Genomic DNA, 18007 nt, shown 5'->3' on the forward strand with positions numbered 1-18007 from the left:
CTTAAAACGCTGAATGACAGATAATGTGAGATTTTTGACACATATTTCGAGACGCTGAATGACAGATAATGTGAGATTTTTGACACATATTTCGAGATTGTTACAAACTTAATCAACTATGCTAAAGCAAAAAAAATAGAGCCTAATGGCTCTATTTTTTTACTACTTAATTGGAGGCGATAACTTTCGAAATTTCGATATCGTAAAGCCTTCAGGTAATGGTTTAAATTTGTCGCCTTCTTGGGTCCAGCGTGTTGACCTACTTTGAAAAGCTCTTAGTTCTTTAATATCAATTGTAGCTGCAACAACAAAATCATTTTCACCACCTCTTACTCTTGCTAAATCTCGATTAAAGGATTGTTTAGCTGGCACACGAATTCGACTATCACCATATGATCTATTATTTACAAGAATTGTATAAGCATGAACATCAAGAGCTGCTGACTCTATTAATGTAGAAAATGTTTCTAAATCTTGATTCCAACTAAGTACTGAAAGAGCATCAACCTTTCCTTGGAAACTTATTCTTGATTTGCTATTTTGCAATTCAGAACAAACCATAACTCCAAAATGAAAATTATTATGTATGTATATTGGCTTTTTTAGAACTTTAAATTGATCTTTTTCAGTCTTATACTTCGTTCTAGCAAAATCCCACGCTTTTCCGTACACACTAGTTAACTCTTTGTCTTCACCTACAGCTGGTTCAAGCTTAGGTTGCCAAATCTTAGCAAATGCATAATGCCCTAAACGGTTATCAGATAATATTAATAAAGCTTCACTTATTAACTTATTGCTTGCAGTATGTCTATATTCAGTTCCAGCAATAATACTTATTCCAGCAGCACACAACCTAGAGGAGATACTATCAACCCACTCTAAAGGAATAGATAATTCTGGAAAAAATACATAGTCAGGTCTAGGGTTTAGCCTCAAAATATCATTCACTAAATCAGATATTCTCTTATATCTATCTAAACTTAAATTAGGTTTATTCGCTGCTGTATGAGTCCAATCCTTTTGAGATGTTTTTAGATTAGTTAAGGCCACTATAACTTTATCTTTACTATCAGTTCCTAATCTTAAAGACCTTGAACAATTGAGCTTATCATTATTATCATTAGCGATAGCTAACAAAGTAGGTTTTACCCATACACCACGTACTGCTTGGCAATACCTAGCCCATATTTTAGTAGGCGAAGTGTTACAAAACTTCTTATTATTTTGAGGCAAACCCACACACTCAGGTGCCAATTCAGAGATTTCTGCTGTTGAATATGGTCTTGTAGGAAATAAGTAGGGTAAAAATATTTCAAAACTATATTTATTAGAATAGTTTTCCTTATTGAATCTCTTTGGGAATGACGATTTTAAGAATAATCTCAAGGAATCAGTAGAAATCAGCTCTGTTTCCAAGAAACGTCTAATAAGCTTTTCGTTTCGTCTTTTATTTTCTTTATCCAATAGTTTATTACTTATATTTAAAGCTAAAATTTGTTTATAAGGTGTTTTACCCAAGTCAGAGTTTAAAACTAATAATGCTTTTTCTTTAAAGTTTGTGATACTCAAATCAGTATTAAGTAAATCACTAATTGAATCGATATTTTCAAATAAACCACGGAAAAATATATCTTCTAAACTTTTTTGCTTTGGTTCTTTATCTTCAAAAAGGTCTTTCGGATCATAGTATTTTGTTGCAGCATCTATAAATAGTATTGTTAATGAATGTTTGATTTCTTGCCAAATATCTTCATGAAGATCACATTTTGAACCATTAACTTCTCCATAAAATTTTGCTCTATCTTGATCAAAAATTGCTGCTTTAAGAAGATCTAATGATTGATATGCTCTTAATACAATTAATTCTGCTTGATGCCATTCATTCAAACCGATAGCAAATCCGAGCAAACGAGGTAAATATGAAAAATGCTCAAATATACTATCAGGTCTTAAAATATGATTATGAGCAAATTGGTAAAACTCATCTCTTTGTTTTTTCCACACCTTAGAAGGTAAATCACGAGCAAGTGTCTCAACATGCCTTAATTGCAATGCCCAACTTAATCTTCTTATCGTTAATCCATCTGCTCTCCGTAAAGTATCAGCATTTTCACCTACACTTCCAGCTGCTGAAAGCACCTTCGCAGCTGTTGACTGATCTAGTTGATCAGGTGAAGGCATCAAACGATGTTCACTCGAAAGCTCATAAATGTCTTTTTCAATACTATCTAATAAATCTAACCCTGTTCGTCCTTCTAAAAGAAATAGCTTTTGTTTATCAGATTGCAATTGTATTAAGGTTGAGTCATTCTTAGAGTTAGGTTGATTAATCAACCATTTTTTTGGGTCCTTATCATCTGGTTTTAGTATCTCATCTCCAATTCTTTCTTGTAAGAATTTCATTAAGTCATCACTATTACTTATATTCCCAGCATCTTTTAATACTAAAAACATATCATCTACATAACGACCATAATGAATTGGAGTAAGTTTTTCTTTAATTAATTTATCCCAACGGTGCAAAATCATATTAGAGATAATTCTGCTTGCAGTTAAGCCTATTGCTAAGCCACCTGATATCTCACATTCAACGGAGATTTTTTTTGAAAATACAACAGCCTGTTTTGCCCATTCTTCTAAAAAATTAGCTAATTGCTTAGTAAATAAAAGCTCATGCTCACTAAGAGTAAGATCAAATGTTTTATGCAAATTTTCAGAAACAATGATTTTTGGATCAATGTAGTGGTAATAACTTTTTAAGTCCAAAGATACTGCTATAACACTTTTATCTTTTTCTAATTCATCTCGTATAGCATTTAACCCATCATTTCGCCATTTTTGATAAGGCTGAAAGTACGGTGTAAATGATCCTATTGCACTGATATGGAAAGGTTTTCTCATATTTAAAGAAAACTCTTCATCATTTTCTATACGTTTTAGTCGTGCCCCATAGCAAGACTCAGTTAATCGTTCATCAAACTGCTCTCCAACCATATTAATCCAGAGGGCTGAAATAATATGTGTTTCTACGGGGAAATCGCCAATGATACGAAATGATGGACTTATCTCATTTTCACCAAATAACTTATTTAAATTTTTTTTTGGATCTGAAAAATGTACATGACTAATGCTATTGGTATCAGACTTCTTATTTATTATTAATTTTTTAGGGACAACTCGATATTGCCCTAAGAATTTCTCATTCTCAAAAAAACCATTATCTTTTTTTAATTTTTCCAAAAGTTTTCTTAAATTAGGTAATAATTTTTGTTCATACTCTGCAAATTTTACTGCTGTGGGGAAAGTATTCTCAAAAAAACAATCTGCTTTAGCTTTTCTATAAGCTACGAGTAAATCCTTTAATTTAAGATCTTCCCATCCTGTAAAAACCGCCTGATACGACATAAATCCCCCTTGCAATTATCTTATTGGTGTTATGGAATACATCTTCATCCACTTGTAACCATTTAATACTTCAGCTTTACTAAATCGATTCTTTTCTTCCGACCAAGCATAAAAATCTTTCAAAAGCTGTTCTTCAGTAACAGATTGTTTTTTCTCTAACAAACGTAACCAACATGCAAAAAGTGTTGCAATAATTTCTATATGGTCAGATTTACTTGTTCTAAAAAGTCCTATTAAGTCATAAATCTCAGATACATCTTTAGCAAAATACTTATTAAATGCAGATCTATGATCATTACATCTACTGAGAGGTTTGTACTTTAAGTCTCGCTTAGGATCGTAACTAAACCACTCATGATCTTTAAACTCTTTATCTAAATAACGTGCCATAACTGGATCATATGGACCAGCGGCATGTTGTTTAAAGTCAGCCGCCAAATCCATATGTTTTAGTTGTTGGCATAAGTAGATCAACTTTTGCAGTTTTAAATGACCAAAAGTTGGCTCTGTATGCAACTGAAACGTGATTTCAGCAGCTAAAGATAAAAGCTTCAAATCATCATCAACGCTTTCATCTGTAAATAAATCAATTTGATCACTACTTTTTTGCTTCGACTGTTTAATAGTCTCAATTGGCTTTTCAAATTGGACAACATTATCAGTGACTTCAGACTCACTTTTATCATTTAAATCACTCAAGGCACTAGCAACCAAACTATCTGTTAAATGAATCTTAGTTTTTTGTAATTTACCTTGAAGCGTTTGCAACTTATCAATTATAGAAAAGAGTTGGTTTACTTTTTCAACAATTCTATTTTGTTCAGCTAATGGAGGTAGAGGCAACCAAATTTCACGAATTGTTGTCATTGAAATACTAGGTTGGGCTGTAGCTTTAAGCGATTTAAAAATTTCCTCTTTCCCATACATACTATTTAAAAAGATTAAAAGATAATTAATATTTGGGTCAGAAAATGGCTCAATTTTAGCTACATTCGGCGCTAGATGATATCTTTGTTCCTTATCGAATACACAGACGTCTCCAATTCCAGCTCCAATAAATGTCATCAATAAAGCTTTTCTATCTAATGCACACCTTTGTAATAATCGAGAGGTTTCCAAGTCAATATACTTTAGACTGTTTTCGTTTAGCTCAAACGGTTTTACATTCTGTGCTCTAATAACTGCAACCTCGCCTGAATCTACTAACTTCATATATTTAGTATATTCAAAACCAGCTAATTTAGTTACAAATGCAATATCATTTAGAAGTACTTTTTCCCAACTTTTGGGGATATCAAACTTTAATGACTGCTCAACAGTAATTGCTTTGGGTTTTTGTATTTCTTTATTCTTAACTCTCTCATTTTTATTTATTTCTACTCTTTTAAGTAAAAAATTAACTCCTTCATCATTAGGGTCTTGTTTCACTAACTTGCCCATTACAGCTAACTGCAAAATTGTTTGTTTTAACTTTTCAATACTGTATTCAGTGGTAAATAGCAGACTAAAGTTTTCTGAAATACATTGCCAATTCTGCTGGAACTCTTCAACGTCGGATGAGTTAATCAAAACATTCAAAAATGTATCAACTAATTGATCGTGCGCTTCCGAACTTAAATTTTGCTGATGTTCGAGTTGATCACATAATTCCATCAATTCATCGACTTTACTAACGATACGTTTTTGTTCTTCTAATGGTGGAATTGGTAATAACCCACTGAAGAATTGCTTATCATTAATGGCAGGATAAGCAATCCCTACTTGTTGCGACTCAACATATTTTATAAACAAAGGACTACGTAAGTAATAAAATAAATAATAAGAATCAATAATCTTATATGGATGGATTACAGCAAAAGCTGTACTTGCAATAGGTTCGTACTCAAAAACCTCATCAATGACGGCAATATTGTTGAGATAAGGTCTAACCGTAGAATATATAACCGTACCAATCCCCACTATCTTACGTGCTCGTGAAGGTGCATCCTCAGCATTTAAAATTGATTGATTTTCTACACGTCCATAAAGACTATTAATTGCAGACACATCAATATAAGAAAATTTGGAAGTAGGAATTTTTTGTCCTAAGTTATAACCTGAATCACCTAGTTTTAATAGAACCCATGTATTAGGCAAAGAATAGTCAAATTCACTATTTTCTAGAATATTTATATCTGTAGTCTTTTTTAAAATTTTATTTTTTACTAATTCATTTTGCTCACTCAAAATTTGTTCTAACAAATTAAAAGGTTTTTTTTCATTAGGTACTAATTTACCAAGGAAAGCCAATTCCAAAATTAATTCACGTAATTTCTGAATGCCATAAATCGTATCATTTGAACCTGAACTGCGCCCACGCCCCGACTTTTTCTCAGTTTCAGCTGTTAACCAAATATCTAAATGCTCAGTAATGAGTTCTTTAACATCTGTCATTTTACTCATCCTGAACTATTGACCTAAAGCTTCATCTAAAATTGCTTTTAATTGCTGACGAATTTTAGCAACCTCAGCCTCAAGGCTCTCATATTTAGCCAAAAGCTCTTTAGGGTCTTTTACATCTTCTTCAACTTGATGCGGATTTTTTATATCAAGGTTATAGCCACGACCAATAATATCTTGAAGTGATACTTTCCATGCTTGCTCATTTGCTACACGACTAGCAAAACCATCACTTTCTAAGCCCCACCATGCTTTTAAAGTATCGAACTCTTTAAGCTGAAGCGGTTTAGTTTTGTTATAGGCTTTTACACCTTGTGGTAATTGATGCTCATAGAACCATATATGTTCTGTTTTCTTCCCCTTGGTAAAGAACAAAATATTGGTACTAATAGGTGTATATGGTGCAAAAACAGACTTCGGCAAACGAACAATGGTATGTAGATTACAGTCTTCCATTAATTTTTCTTTAATGGCTGTTTTGATACCCTCACCAAACATAAAGCCATCTGGTAAAACCACGGCTGCACGACCATGCGCTTTTAAGAGTTGGATGATCAACACCATGAAAAGATCAGCTGTCTCACGGGTACGAAATTTCTCTGGAAAATTATTTTCTATTCCATCTTCTTCAATTCCACCAAATGGTGGATTAGTAAGTATGATATCAACACGTTTATCGAGTCCCCATGAAATTAAAGAATGAGATAGTGTATTGTCATGTTTAATCTGAGTTGGTACATCAATACCATGCAAAATCATATTTGTTGTACATAACAAATGAGGTAAAGGTTTTTTCTCAATACCAAAAATTGACTTATGTAGTATTTGTTCGTCAATAGGAGTCTTAACAAAATGTTTACGTTTAAATTCGATTGCTGATGTTAAAAAGCCTCCCGTACCACAAGCAGGATCAAGGATCGTTTCATCTAATTGAGGAGCAATAATATCTGTCATGAAAGAAACAACTGCTCGGGGTGTATAAAATTCACCGGCGTTACCCGCAGACTGAAGATCCCTCAAAAGTTGCTCGTAAATATCACCAAATGCATGTAGTTCTTTTGATTTAGTAAAATCTAAATCTGATTCAATTCTATTGACAACTTGACGAATCAGTGTGCCTGATTTCATATAGTTATTTGCTTCTTGGAAAACTGTAGAGATAAGAAAAGCTCGTTGATCATCCGTATTTTCTGATAATTTTTTTAATCTTTCAAATAATTGGTCATCAATAAATTTTTTTAATGCATCACCTGTAATTCCTTCAGAATCTGTTGCCCAATTTCTCCAACGCAGTTCTTCAGGAATTGGGGAATGAAAAATTTTCCCTTCTAAAAAGGCTAAAGCTTCTGCTTCTCGTTCTCTAGCATCGACAACCTTCAGGAATAACATCCATACTAACTGACCGAGGCGTTGTGCATCACCATCCACCCCAACGTCCTTACGCATGATTTTCTGAATGGCTTTTATTGTTCCTGAAATATTCATAGCTAGACTTCAAATCAACAGTATCAAATTTGTACGTGAGTTTATCAGACCAACTACTCAAGATACATTATCGTAAAGCTGATTACCCAATTCTTTTAGTGCTTTTGTATATTCTTCAGGCGATCCAAATGACTGAATAATTTCAATGATTGACCCCATTTGATTAAACGGAGGAATTTGTAAAATCTTTACATCTTCAATTGGCTCAATCCCCTGATCTGCGTATTTATCTAGTAATGCATCTAATACCTGACGAGCCTGATCATTATATTTGGTGAAATAGTTGCGTTTGCGCACATTGTTAGCACGTTCTTTTTTAGTTAAAGCTGGCTGATCAAAAGCAATATGGCAAATCATATCGAAAGGATCAAAATCTTTACCAACCTCATCCTCTAATGCTTCAAAAATTACACCCTGCTTTTTGAACTCATCAATTATGAGTGACTTCTTATCAGCACCTTTCCATTTTCTTAAAAATGCATCTAAAGATTCATAGTCTTTTAAAATATGCTGACGTGTATAATCTTTCAGAGATTCCGTAACCAATTTTCCATCGTTATCATAAAACTGAACCCGCTCTCCAATCACATTAACGGCAACATCATTTACATAGAATTTTCTCGGTGGTTCAGCATCACCTCCACCAGTATCTTCACCACCAGAAGTACCACCTATTGTTGAATCATCATTGGTATAATCTGAATCATCACCTTCATCTCCAATATCTGGCTCATCGGGTGGTACTACAGGTTCATCTGGTTTAGGTTCATAAATGACAACAGGATCACCATCAAAAGCAGGATCACTAAAAAGCTCAGTCGCCTTTTTAAAATCCATTATCGTAAACCAAGTTTTTCCAAACTCTTCATTGATACGTGTACCACGACCAATCATTTGTTTAAATTCAGTCATGGATTTAATATGCTGATCAAGTACAATCAATTTACACGTTTGTGAATCCACGCCTGTAGTCATCAGTTTAGACGTTGTTGCTATGACAGGATAACGTTCCTCAGGATTAATAAAGTTATCTAGTTCAGCCTTACCCTCTTTATCATCACCAGTAATACGCATGACAAATTTACGATTTTCTTTGATTCGTTCAAGGTTCAAATTAGCTAAAGCTTGTCGCATACGCTCTGCGTGATCAATATCATCACAGAACACAATTGTCTTGGCATAAGGGTCTGTATTCACCAAAAACTCTGTAATTTTTTGAGCAACAATTTCTGTACGACTCTTTAAAACAAGCCCTTTATCCATATCTTTAAGATTATAGATGCGATCAGTAATTTCATTACCATGTTGATCTTTCTTGCCTTTTTCTGGTCGCCATCCTTGTAGGTCTTTATCTATATCAATACGCACAACTTTATAAGGTGCCAGGAAACCATCTTGAATACCTTTTTTCAACGTATAGGTATAAACAGGATCACCAAAATAAGTAATGTTTGAAGTATCTTTGGTTTCTTTTGGAGTCGCTGTTAACCCCACATGAGTTGCTGAACTAAAATATTCTAAAATTTCACGCCATGATGAATCTTCTTTAGCACTTCCTCGATGACATTCATCAATCACAATTAAGTCAAAGAATTCAGGACTAAACTGCTTGTAGATGTTCTTTTCTTCTTCTGAACCAGTTACTGCTTGATAAAGAGAAAGATAAATCTCATAACTTTTATCAATCATACGATTTGATATTTTAGTCATTTGCTGCCCAAAGGGTTTAAAATCTTTATTTTTAGTTTGGTCGACTAAAATATTTCGGTCTGCCAAAAATAAAATCCGTTTCTTTGCACCTGATTTCCATAAACGCCATATGATTTGAAAAGCTGTATAAGTTTTCCCCGTACCTGTTGCCATAACAAGTAAAATACGATTTTGCCCCCGAGCAATCGCTTCTATCGTTTTATTGATTGCATTAACTTGGTAGTAACGAGGAATATTACCAGAACCATCATCATAGTAAGGATATTCAACGATTTTCTTAGATTCGGATGTGGTCAAACCCTTATATTGCTCATACAGTTTCCATAAATACTCAGGGGAAGGAAACTCATCCAATCCTAGCTCTTGCTCAACTTTTCCAAATAGACCCGTTTGGTCATGGAATAAAAAGCCATCGCCATTACTTGAAAAAACAAAAGGTACTTGTAAACAATCAGCATAGGCTAAAGCCTGCTGCATACCAGCTCCCAGACTATGATTATTATCTTTAGCCTCAATAATCGCTAAAGGAATATTTTTCTTATAGTAAAGAACATAATCGGCACGTTTTCGCTCACCACGAGTATGTAGCTTCCCACGTACCATGATTTGACCATTGGTAAAAGTTACTTCTTCACGAATTTGATGCGCAGTCCATCCAGCTTGTTCTAAGGCAGGATTGATAAATTTACTACATATATCTCGTTCAGATAGTTTCTTCTTATCCATTCTAAAACCATGTATTTGATTCTTATAATTAGAATAATGAATTTTGAAAACTATTGATAGTTAATCAATAGGTTAATAATTTCAGTATATGAAAATAATTTATCTTTAGAACAGCTATGTAAAGAAGTTTTGTGAGTAACAAAAATGAATTGAAACAATACACAATTAGATAGCCGACGGCCTAATAATACATTGGAATGTACACAAAAAATTGGAGATATTATTAAATACATTCTATCTCATGAAAGACCTCAAAGAAGTAATTCATTACAGTAAAAACATGTTGGATCTTTTTTTATTTTTCAATTTATTAGGAAATTTGAAAAAAATTTCATAAAAAACATGCCAATTTGCGCATCAACAGTAAGCTATTCATAGGCATGGCAGGTATGTTGTTGATATGATGACAGTCTAGGAATATTTATTTAATTATTTTTATAATTAAATGGGTGACGGTAACCCTCCCAAAGGATATGAATAACACTATTAACCCAATTTAATCCATTTAAGGTTTTAAATATGACAATTGAAAACCCAGAGAACGAACGTGAAATAGCTAAAGCTGCCGCTCTTGTACTTCAGAAACGCTTTATTGAAGTTGCACGTACTAGAACAGTACTCTATGTAAAGAATGATATCGTATGGAACAAAGCTCCCAATAGCGAACCTGTATCGGTCAAAAAGTTATCCGGACGCAATCCAGATCTTGCGAAAAGGTTTGCTAGCCGAGGGACTTACAAAATTAAAAAACGTGGTAATGATTTTATTACCTAATAGTAGTCTATCTTTGAACGCATACTATTCATCTTCAAGATAGATAATTATAAAAATAATAGTAAATCAAGAAATAGCTAGAAGCCTCATTAGTCTTTAGGCAGCAAATCATGTGGTGCAACTTTAAGTATTTGTGCAATCTCATAGAGCTTTAGTACCGTGATATTTACTTCTCCTCGCTCAATACGTCCCACATAACTACGATCGATATTGCAAAGTAATGCTAATTTTTCTTGAGTAATTTTCTGCTCAATTCGACAATTCCGAATAGCATGTCCAATTTTCTGTGCTAAATCGTTCATAAGTTCTATTCCTATAAAGAATAGAACTATTCATTTTTGAGGACTAAGTATCCACGGCTTATAATCCTCATAAGCGTTAGATTTTAAAATTTTATATTTAAAAATAAAACCTTAAATAAGACAGAAAAACGGATTATAATCCCCTTTATTTTTACGTATTACCTTTAAATGATTGAAATTAAGCACCCTCTAAAAGAGCAGTTTCTTGTAGTTATTGAGAATGGCATTCTCTTATTCTTGTTCAAACCTAAAGATCTTTGGATACGCTTTGAAGGTGCTCCTGATTCACTAAAATGGCAAACATATTCTTTAATTAAACAATTATTGAAATTTGGCTACTTAAGAAAAGAATATGACGATGAAGGAAATCAATTTTATTCAGAAACTGATAAATTAACTGATTTTAGAATTACTCACTGTAAAGAAAAAGCAGTGAAAGTATTAACTAAAAAATTAAGCTTACTTAAACAAGAGCAGCTAGAAAAAACCTTGGAAATTCAAGAAACTAATGAACTATCCAAACAATTACCAGAAATTAATTATTGCTTTAAAAATTATATAAGAGATAGAAGCAAAAAAATATCAAGATTAGAAAATCATAAAAATATTATTTCCAAAATCATTAATGATATCGATTCATTTATTTACTAAGTTAATATAATATTTAATTAATGTTTTATTAATTAATAATAAATAAATTAATCCATTATAATAAAACCTTGCAAAACTAGAAAAAACCTATATTTTTAGATTAAGTTCTAATTATTTTTACTACTATCATGAAAACAAATCAGCAAATCAAAGATGATTTTGAGCAAGCTGGAATCACAATTTCCGACTGGAGCTTAAAACATAATTTTTCAAGAGAGTTAGTTTATAGAATTCTCAATACAAATCGTTTGCCCAAACGTGGTGAAAGTAAACGAATTGCTATCGCACTTGGCTTAATTACAGAGGAGAAAGAAACATGACTTAAGAAAAAATAAAGCGGATTCATAGAATCCGCTCTACCCGTTTGCAATCAAGAGAAAGCTAACTAGTCGTGTTTTTAGTATCTCTTGATTGCAATGTTCCGTCAAGTCTTGGGCAATAAAATCAAAATTGCTCAAAGCTTTATCTCATCCTAAAAAATGTGAGAACTACTATGCAATCAAGTTATCTAGAGCAGAAAACTAATCAACTTAATCAAAATCTACTAATCAAATTTGAAGAAGCTTTTCAAAAACAGACTCATGTATCATCAAAATTCATTGGTGAACGTAGAGTAAAATCACGTATAGGTAGTCGTGTATCCCTCTTTCCAAGTGTTAAAAATCAGGGGTTAATATGCCTCGAAAGTAATTTAGAACTAGCCCATGCAATAGCTTTGGAGCGTAATGAAGATGTACTTCAATACAGAACACAAGCAGTTCAGATCTTTATCAATGATCGACATTTTATTATTCCCGACTTCATTATAAAAACACTGAATGGATATGAAGTTCATGAAATTAAACCTAATTTAAATACACTTTCAGAAAAAAACATTGCAAGATTTAATTTAGCAGAAAGTATTTTAAATAGTTACTCGATTAAATTTAGAACTTTTGATCGTACTAATCTTATTTCAAAACAAGACTGTCTTTTATTAAGTATCAGCTATCAAAGAGCAAATTATAAAAAAATAAATAAAATTGATTTAGAAAAAGCAGACACCCTCATTAGAAATAGAAACTTCAAAAATAAAATGGATTTATATAAATTACTGAATGCTAACAATTTAGATTTGATGATTGCTGATTATTTTATTTTTTATAAAAAAACTTTAGGAGTTTAATTATGAAAAATAATTTTCAATTAAAAATTGGTGATCGATTTAAATATCGTGATGAACTTTATGAAATATGCTATATAGAAAATGAAACTATCCGCTACTCTAACTCCATTAGTGGAAATATGTACTTTCTTACTGAATATGATTTAATTAATAAAATCTTAAATGGAGATATAAAGTTAACTAATTTAAGCATTCCACAATTTCACAAAAATAAAGCTCTGACAATTGAGGAAATTTTCAAGTATCTTAACTACGTTTTTTCAAACAAAATTCCATGTTCGATCAAGCATTTGAAAAATGCAATTATAAACATAACCAAAGAAAATCCTAATCTTAGAAAAATATCTGCAAGCACTTTGGCACGGTACATAAAGATATATCGAGATAACTCAGATTCATTTCATGGTTTTTATCAAGGAGCTGGTGGAAACAGAAGTTTAAGATTCCCGATTGAAATTGAGGAAATTATTAATGAAGTTATTTCTGATTTCATTAAAGAAAGAGAAAATTTTAGTCCAAGTGATGCTCATGTAATTATTAAAGATCGAATATTATCACTTAACCTAAATGCTACAATACCGTCTGAACGAACTGTAGCTCGGCGTTTTGAGAGACTTGATCCCTATATTGTATTTAAGAATAAAAATGGAGCAAAAGAAGCAAGTAAAAAATTTAAAGCATCAGGTCAGAGCTTAGTATCGCCTGGTTTACTCGCAATAGTTCAAATGGATACCCATGAGATTGATTGCATCATATTAGATAAAAATGGGAATGTACTTGGTAGACCAGAACTTTGCATTGCGATAGATATCTATACACGAGCTATAGTAGGTTGGCACTTATGTATGCTACCTCCCTCAGCAACAAAAACATTACTTACACTTAAAAATATGTTGATGAGACCTCATCTCGACAAAACAGGAGGACTTCCAACAGTAATAATCCCAGACAATGGTTGCGAGTTTAATAATAATGCTTTAGCTAATTTTTGTAATAATTTTAATATTACTAAGTCAGAATCACAGCCATACTCTCCCAATAATAAAGCTCATATTGAAAGTTTTTTTAGATCATTAAATATGAGCATTATTCATAAACTTAAGGGTACTACATACTCATCACCAGTCCATAGAGGAGATTATGATTCTGTAGGAAATGCCTGTTATACACTAGATATATTAAGAGATTTAGTGAATGAATGGATTGAGAACATATATCATAAGCGAGTTCATTCAGGGACAAATCAAAGACCAGAAAAAATGTGGCAAGAAGCGTCTAAAATATTTCCTGTTTTAACCATTCCTGAATTAGAAATTGAAAGAAAATGTCGGACAGTTTTTCGATATAGAATCAGCAAAGGGCAAATAAACTTAAAAGGTCTAAGATATAAATCCCAAGCCCTCGCCACATTAAATCATCGTTTCAAAGATAAAGTCACAATCTATGTAAATCAACTAGATTTAAACTCTATTTATATACAAGACCCATTTGATAAAAACAATCTGATTCAAGCTGACTCAATTTATCCAGAAGCGACTAAAGATTTGACTTTAGCTGAATGGTTAGAAGCAAAGGAAATATTGCGTGAAAAGTATAAATCTGATCCAAACGAAATCAAAAATGAAGAGCAGTTATATCTAGCACGCCTAAATTTTTTATTAAAAATCCAAACACTGAACAATCAAAAGACACGTTTTAGGCAAGTCAAAAATGACTTGCAAATGATGATTAAGCAGCAAGAAGATCGGTTAAATCTAGCAAATTCAAACAATGACGAGATTGATATCCTCTCACACACAAATCATATAGAAGAGATCCATCATCTTACATATGACAATTTACCCCCTGACTTAACCGATTTCTTCTACGAGGAGGTTAATTTCGATGAATAGTAATAAAAATATTGAAACTCTATCTAAATTACGGAATTTCATTTGTCATCATTCTGATTTCTCAAAAGCTTTAACAGCTATTGATGAATGTATGCAAATGAGTTACATGGATAATCGACCTATCGGCTCCTTGTTGCTCGGTGCAGGAGGTGTTGGTAAATCTACAATATGTAAGCTTATTAAAAGTAGGCATAAACCTTATAAATGTATTGAAGATAACTTTGAGAAGTTAATAGTACCTGCCTTTTACTTTCCTGTTCCTTCACCAATCACTATTAAAAGTTTAGCAATTCGAATGCTTGAAGAGCTGGGATGTACAGATCATAAAGGTACAAGTGAGCAATTAAACTATCGATTACGCATTCTCCTAAAAGAATGTAAGACACAACTTATCATGCTTGATGAGTTTCATCATATTTATAGCTCGAGTGCCCAGAAGAATAAATCATCTGAAAATGTCGCTAACTGGATTAAGACATTAGCTGATGAAACTAAAATATCTATATGTTTAGTAGGGTTACCTATCATTCAAGATAATCTTTTTATTGACAGTCAACTAGCACGTAGATTTTCTTGTGTTTTACAACTCAAGCCTTTGACTTTAAATCTAAAAGATCAATCTGGGACACTTAATCCTTTTTTGAAACAGACCTCTTCATATATTGCAAAGAACTTTAATCTTACATTTGATCCAGAAATTTACTCGAGAGATCTCTCTAAACGCATTTTTTTAGCCACTAGTGGCTATCAAGCTTATGTCATGCAACTTATATATCAAAGCTGCCTAAGTGCGATGAGCAACAACCGTGTAGTTGTTTCGATGGGCGACTTTCATACAGCTTATGCCTTAAAAAGTATCTTGTATAAGCCTCAGACCAAGAAAGACATTTTCCTGCTTAACTCTTCTCAAATTACTGAAATCCTAATTTAAAACCATGAAAAAATTATCTCTATCCCATACTCCAATTCCATTCCCTGATGAATTTTTAGCAAGCTTTCTCCTTAGAGCTTCATATATAAATGGATATGAATCTCCTGAGCAAATGCTAAACAGCGCAGGTATTCCCATATATAAAAAATCATATGATCCATTATTTACCAATGAAGATAAGTTTAAGCAAGTTATTGAACGGTTGGAACTTTCTGATGACTTACTAAATCTGGTAATAAAAAAGACTCCTCCAACATTTCAAAATTTCTTCTGGACGAAAACTCAAGTAATCCATCGTAAATTACTTGATATTGGCCTCAATAAATTTTGCTCATCCTGTTTAGAAGATAAGGGGTATTGGAAGAAAAATTGGTTATTAACCCCCTTAACAGTTTGTCTAGATCACCATATTGATTTGATAGAAAAATGTCCTGAATGCGACAATCCATTAGAAACTAGCCGAAAATCATTATTTGAATGTCCAACTTGTACTTTTGATTTACGTAAGAGCCAAAAGCAGCAATCTACATTAGAAGATATCCAGATTAATACATGGTTCTTAGATCGTTTCCCGGGGACTAATGAAACTTTTAATGAAATTTTTTTTGATATCTGGACAGCTTTATCTAAGTATTTTTCCAACTTAGAAATATTAAAAAGCCAATCTTATATTTTAAATTTATGTCATGAATATTTTCATAATGAAGATAAATTTATTTCTACTCTTATAAATATGATCAAAAATAACCTAAATTATGCTCATCCAAGAATTCAACTTCTTCCCTTTTTAGGAAATAAATCTAGATTTAAACCTATTCTCAATAAAATTCTAAGTTATTTTAGAGATTATAACTTTCCATCCTCAAAATGTATTAGACGGAAATTTAATAAGAAAGAAGCTACTCATATACTTGGGGTTAGTTTTGCAGCATTTCATAAAAGACTGAAGGCGGGAATTTTATATCACGATCAACTCAGTGTAAGTGATAGAACTAATTTTCCTGCTTCTATACTTGAGGAATGGCTAATTAATGAAAAGAAAAACATCAATGGCACATATACATATCATCGTCCACCCCCACAAAACGATGAATCTAATGATTATTTTACTATTCCGGAAATTATGGAAATACTAAATATCAATAATCGTAATGCACGTTTATTTCTTAAAATACCAGATATTCCAACGACTAAGAAATATCTAAATCATTATACTCAATATTGTCTTTCCAAAGAATTTGTTAATAGTTTTCATAAAAAATATATTTTTTTAAGTCCACTTGCTGAATACTTGGACGTTTCTCATCTCACACTAAGAGCCAAGCTTGCAAGTTTAAATATTGAACCAATATATATAAACAAACTTTATCCAGCCTATTATGCAAGAAAAGATATAAAGCATTTAGATAAGTCCATGATTGAAAATATAGTTACTTATAAAAATAATTCAGGGCGTAAAAAAGCTGGAATTGTAGATAAGAGGAAAAATGATGCTTATATAAGCCTTAGTGAAGCAGCTAAACTTCTAGGTATTTCCCCATCTCAAACAGCTCAACTTATTCAACATAAATGGCTTAACGTAGAAAATTTAGAGATACGTCCTTATCGTATTCCGAGAAGAAGTATCGACAATTTAATTCAACAAAAGAATGATCCTACGTATGTTGATATAGAGGTGGTACTCAATGCATTAGATTGCTCATATGACCAACTTGAAAAAAATTGGATTATGACAGGTCATTTAAAACTTCGACATATTGGATATTGGCGGTCCTTCTCCAAAACTGAGTTTGATAAAGCCATGAAGATTCACCAAGAGTATTTTACAGCTTCAGAGGCTAATGACTATTTAGGTATGCATCGCACGCATATGACTAATCTAGTAACTCAGGGATTAATTAAGCCTAAATTTCATGGCAATAAATTTTATTCGGTCCGACTATTCTTACGGGAGGACGTTGATAAATTACTCGAAGCCGGTTATGGCTATAAAAGTAATCAAAAAAAATCTTAACTTATGTGTCAGAGATTCTCAGAAAATCTTAACTTATGTGTCAAAACCTCGTTAAGATTGAATGTCAAAAAAACTAATAAATAATTGATTTATTTAATCAAATAAATCTCACATTATCTGTCATTTAACGTAAAATGACACGACATCTGTCATTTTAACTTTAAATAAAAAGCCACCCCTGCGGTGGCTTTTTTATGATCTGATTGATCTGCTTAAATTCTGAAATTTATTTCAACCGATTCCCTGCTTCATCAATAATCATTTCCTCATTTTCCATACTAAAAGCTGCGCGCTGCGGAGCAGAAAGAATATCTAAAACAACTTCTGATGGTCGACACAATCTCACACCAAGTTCAGTCTGCTGATCTCAACAATCGATATTCTGAACGGGTGGAAAGTGCCGAGGAATTATCGAAACGGGTGAATCAACAAAAGATCTAGTTTTATCTCAAATCATCTGATCAACTTTTCAAAACTTAAATATTAAAAAATCCCACTCAGGAAGCGGGATTT

The 18007-nt window shown here is 32.4% G+C and carries 12 protein-coding genes and 2 pseudogenes; 8 read left to right on the plus strand and 6 right to left on the minus strand.

The window, feature by feature from the left end; translation table 11 throughout:
* Nucleotides 1-162 precede the first annotated feature (162 nt).
* The 4 genes from F995_RS05935 to hsdR are packed head-to-tail and all read right to left on the minus strand — an operon-like array spanning nucleotide 163 to nucleotide 9765.
* On the minus strand, nucleotides 163-3405 hold the full coding sequence (locus F995_RS05935; protein ID WP_004645883.1) for an RNA-directed DNA polymerase: 3243 nt from the start codon (nucleotides 3403-3405) through the stop codon (nucleotides 163-165).
* A 15-nt stretch (nucleotides 3406-3420) separates the two neighbouring features.
* Complete coding sequence (locus F995_RS05940) at nucleotides 3421-5838, minus strand: restriction endonuclease subunit S (RefSeq protein ID WP_004645884.1); 2418 nt, start codon at nucleotides 5836-5838, stop codon at nucleotides 3421-3423.
* Nucleotides 5839-5853: 15 nt separating this feature from the next.
* Nucleotides 5854-7329: a class I SAM-dependent DNA methyltransferase gene (locus F995_RS05945; protein ID WP_004645885.1), complete on the minus strand. Its 1476-nt coding sequence runs from the start codon at nucleotides 7327-7329 to the stop codon at nucleotides 5854-5856.
* A 57-nt stretch (nucleotides 7330-7386) separates the two neighbouring features.
* Nucleotides 7387-9765: an EcoAI/FtnUII family type I restriction enzme subunit R gene (gene hsdR / locus F995_RS05950; protein WP_004645886.1), complete on the minus strand. Its 2379-nt coding sequence runs from the start codon at nucleotides 9763-9765 to the stop codon at nucleotides 7387-7389.
* A 519-nt stretch (nucleotides 9766-10284) separates the two neighbouring features.
* Here hsdR and F995_RS05955 point away from each other — a divergent pair.
* A complete protein-coding gene (locus tag F995_RS05955) occupies nucleotides 10285-10539 on the plus strand; it encodes a hypothetical protein (RefSeq protein ID WP_004645889.1) in 255 nt (84 codons plus the stop codon).
* Between the two features lie 89 nt (nucleotides 10540-10628).
* On the opposite strand, the gene F995_RS05960 is transcribed toward F995_RS05955, so the two are convergent.
* The gene (locus F995_RS05960; RefSeq protein WP_004281769.1) at nucleotides 10629-10841 is read right to left on the minus strand and encodes a helix-turn-helix domain-containing protein; all 213 of its coding nucleotides are present in this window, start codon (nucleotides 10839-10841) and stop codon (nucleotides 10629-10631) included.
* A gap of 168 nt (nucleotides 10842-11009) precedes the next feature.
* Here F995_RS05960 and F995_RS05965 point away from each other — a divergent pair, with 168 nt between their 5' ends.
* From F995_RS05965 to F995_RS05990, 6 genes are all read left to right on the plus strand, one after another.
* The gene (locus tag F995_RS05965; protein ID WP_004645890.1) at nucleotides 11010-11492 is read left to right on the plus strand and encodes a hypothetical protein; all 483 of its coding nucleotides are present in this window, start codon (nucleotides 11010-11012) and stop codon (nucleotides 11490-11492) included.
* A gap of 128 nt (nucleotides 11493-11620) precedes the next feature.
* Nucleotides 11621-11812, plus strand: a complete 192-nt coding sequence (locus tag F995_RS05970; RefSeq protein ID WP_004645891.1) for a helix-turn-helix domain-containing protein — start codon at nucleotides 11621-11623, stop codon at nucleotides 11810-11812.
* 173 nt (nucleotides 11813-11985) lie between these two features.
* Nucleotides 11986-12657 (plus strand): TnsA endonuclease N-terminal domain-containing protein, encoded by a 672-nt coding sequence (locus F995_RS05975; RefSeq protein ID WP_004645892.1) that lies wholly within the window; start codon nucleotides 11986-11988, stop codon nucleotides 12655-12657.
* Nucleotides 12658-12659: 2 nt separating this feature from the next.
* Nucleotides 12660-14549 (plus strand): DDE-type integrase/transposase/recombinase, encoded by a 1890-nt coding sequence (locus tag F995_RS05980; RefSeq protein ID WP_004645893.1) that lies wholly within the window; start codon nucleotides 12660-12662, stop codon nucleotides 14547-14549.
* Nucleotides 14542-15480 (plus strand): TniB family NTP-binding protein, encoded by a 939-nt coding sequence (locus F995_RS05985; RefSeq protein WP_004645894.1) that lies wholly within the window; start codon nucleotides 14542-14544, stop codon nucleotides 15478-15480. The genes F995_RS05980 and F995_RS05985 overlap by 8 nt, the downstream gene beginning before the upstream one ends.
* A 4-nt stretch (nucleotides 15481-15484) precedes the next feature.
* Complete coding sequence (locus F995_RS05990) at nucleotides 15485-17494, plus strand: TniQ family protein (RefSeq protein ID WP_004645895.1); 2010 nt, start codon at nucleotides 15485-15487, stop codon at nucleotides 17492-17494.
* 226 nt (nucleotides 17495-17720) lie between these two features.
* On the opposite strand, the pseudogene F995_RS16945 reads toward F995_RS05990, so the two are convergent.
* Nucleotides 17721-17852: pseudogene (locus tag F995_RS16945) on the minus strand (arsenate reductase (glutaredoxin)); the annotation flags it as partial.
* On the opposite strand from F995_RS16945, the pseudogene F995_RS16950 reads away from it, so the two are divergent.
* Nucleotides 17849-17935, plus strand: a pseudogene (locus F995_RS16950) (arsenical resistance protein ArsH); the annotation flags it as partial. The pseudogenes F995_RS16945 and F995_RS16950 sit on opposite strands and share 4 nt — an antisense overlap.
* Nucleotides 17936-18007: the final 72 nt, after the last annotated feature.

Source organism: Acinetobacter sp. CIP A162 (genome assembly GCF_000367905.1).
GTDB lineage: Bacteria > Pseudomonadota > Gammaproteobacteria > Pseudomonadales > Moraxellaceae > Acinetobacter > Acinetobacter lwoffii.

Coding starts and splice junctions, on each gene's coding strand:
- F995_RS05935 (WP_004645883.1), bottom strand. CDS start 3,405: ATGTCGTATCAGGCGGTTTTTACAGGATGGGAAGATCTTAAATTAAAG.
- F995_RS05990 (WP_004645895.1), top strand. CDS start 15,485: ATGAAAAAATTATCTCTATCCCATACTCCAATTCCATTCCCTGATGAA.
- F995_RS05940 (WP_004645884.1), bottom strand. CDS start 5,838: ATGACAGATGTTAAAGAACTCATTACTGAGCATTTAGATATTTGGTTA.
- F995_RS05945 (WP_004645885.1), bottom strand. CDS start 7,329: ATGAATATTTCAGGAACAATAAAAGCCATTCAGAAAATCATGCGTAAG.
- F995_RS05970 (WP_004645891.1), top strand. CDS start 11,621: ATGAAAACAAATCAGCAAATCAAAGATGATTTTGAGCAAGCTGGAATC.
- F995_RS05955 (WP_004645889.1), top strand. CDS start 10,285: ATGACAATTGAAAACCCAGAGAACGAACGTGAAATAGCTAAAGCTGCC.
- F995_RS05965 (WP_004645890.1), top strand. CDS start 11,010: ATGATTGAAATTAAGCACCCTCTAAAAGAGCAGTTTCTTGTAGTTATT.
- F995_RS05960 (WP_004281769.1), bottom strand. CDS start 10,841: ATGAACGATTTAGCACAGAAAATTGGACATGCTATTCGGAATTGTCGA.
- hsdR (WP_004645886.1), bottom strand. CDS start 9,765: ATGGATAAGAAGAAACTATCTGAACGAGATATATGTAGTAAATTTATC.
- F995_RS05975 (WP_004645892.1), top strand. CDS start 11,986: ATGCAATCAAGTTATCTAGAGCAGAAAACTAATCAACTTAATCAAAAT.
- F995_RS05985 (WP_004645894.1), top strand. CDS start 14,542: ATGAATAGTAATAAAAATATTGAAACTCTATCTAAATTACGGAATTTC.
- F995_RS05980 (WP_004645893.1), top strand. CDS start 12,660: ATGAAAAATAATTTTCAATTAAAAATTGGTGATCGATTTAAATATCGT.